This is a genomic window from Methylobacterium sp. 37f (genome assembly GCF_023093475.1).
GTDB lineage: Bacteria > Pseudomonadota > Alphaproteobacteria > Rhizobiales > Beijerinckiaceae > Methylobacterium.
On record NZ_JAGHKN010000092.1, the window covers coordinates 1 to 1487 of the forward strand.

Sequence of the window (1487 nt, forward strand, 5' to 3'; positions counted from 1 at the left end):
ACTGCGTCCAGGACGCGAATGCGCAGATCGTGACTGTAGGCACGGGCCATGGCGATCTCCCTGACGAACCTTCAGGGATCAACGCTCACCTCGCCGCAACGACTCAGGGATCGTGGAAAACGCTCTAGGCTGATCGGGCGCGGACTTGCCGGCAACTTCGGCGGCGAGGTGGATCTCTCCTATCCGGCGACAGGTGTCATGTGCACCATCGACGCTCCTCTTAGAGGCCTGCAAGCGGAGGACGCACCGGCAACCAGTCGATAGCGGCAGCGCCCGTAGTCGGGGACCCGGCGTCGAGGGCACCCAGTCCCAAGAAGGGCGTTGGATGTGCCATTTGCCCTCGGTGGCATCCTACCCTTCGCCGTCCTTCAGGTCGTAGTTCCGGGCCGAAGGTGCCTACTTCGTGACCGGTGAATGCCAGCGGCACCGGCAACGAACCTGGGCGGTTCACGTTGTCGACGACCTTGGAGTGGACTGCCGCGCGCCGATGTCGAAGACTGAAGGCCCCGCGTTCCTGATCCCACTCGACGATGCCCAGACGCCACCTGTCCCCAGGGATGAGGTCGCCCGGAGGTACCTCGGGCGGCTTATCGCCCTGTTCCACCGCGAAAAGTCCGAGCCGTTCATCGCGGACGACAAGCTGCACCGCGCGACGCTGAAGCATCTCGACGAGGTCGTGGCTCCCCCCGCCTGCGGACCGGTCCTCGCCGAGATCGGGGCAACCGTCGGCAAGTGGTTGGATCGCCAGCCTGGCGCATCACACATCCTGACGGTGGTGCTGCCGCCCTGTGATGAGAACGCGGTCATCGAGACCTGGGCATCCGAGGCGGGACACCAGGTCCTCGCGCCGACCTCGCGGCAATCGCTCGTCGCCGCCGATCAGCCCATCCTGCCGGACATGACCGGGTCGGGGATCCTGGTCATCCCCAGGTTGGAGGACTGGTTCCTGCGGCATCGGGAAGGCCTGAGGGCCGTACGCGCGCTCCTCGCGGCCATCGACGGACTGGATCGACCGGTGGTCGTCGGCTGCAACGCCTGGGCCTGGTCGTTCCTCGCCAAGGCGGCCGGCACCGCCCCCCTCCTGCCCGATGCCGTAACAATCAAGCCGTTCGATGCCGTCCGCCTGCATGACTGGTTCGTCCAGCTCTCGACCTCCGAGGCCACCGGGGCGATGCGGTTCCGCCTGCCTGCCGACGGCGAGGACGTGCTCGCGGTCGACGAGGCGGGTACGCTTCGCAACGACTACCTGCGCAAGTTGGCTGGGCGCAGCCTCGGCATACCCTGGGTCGCCTGGCACCTCTGGCGGCGCAGCCTGCGTACGGGTGACGACGCTGACGTCGCCGAGGACGCGAAGGCCGCAATGTCGGATGGCGATGCCAGCGAGCAGACCCTCTGGGTGGCCGCCCTCGACGAGTACCTTCTCCCAGGTACGGACGACGGCACCGCCCTCCATGCCTTGCACGCGCTGCTGATACACGGGCCGTTGA

At 67.0% G+C, this 1487-nt stretch carries 1 protein-coding gene; it reads left to right on the forward strand.

Annotated elements, in window-relative coordinates; translation table 11 throughout:
* Positions 1-487: 487 nt before the first annotated feature.
* On the forward strand, positions 488-1487 hold a 1000-nt coding region (locus J7U37_RS24745), incomplete at its 3' end, for a hypothetical protein (RefSeq protein WP_247637472.1).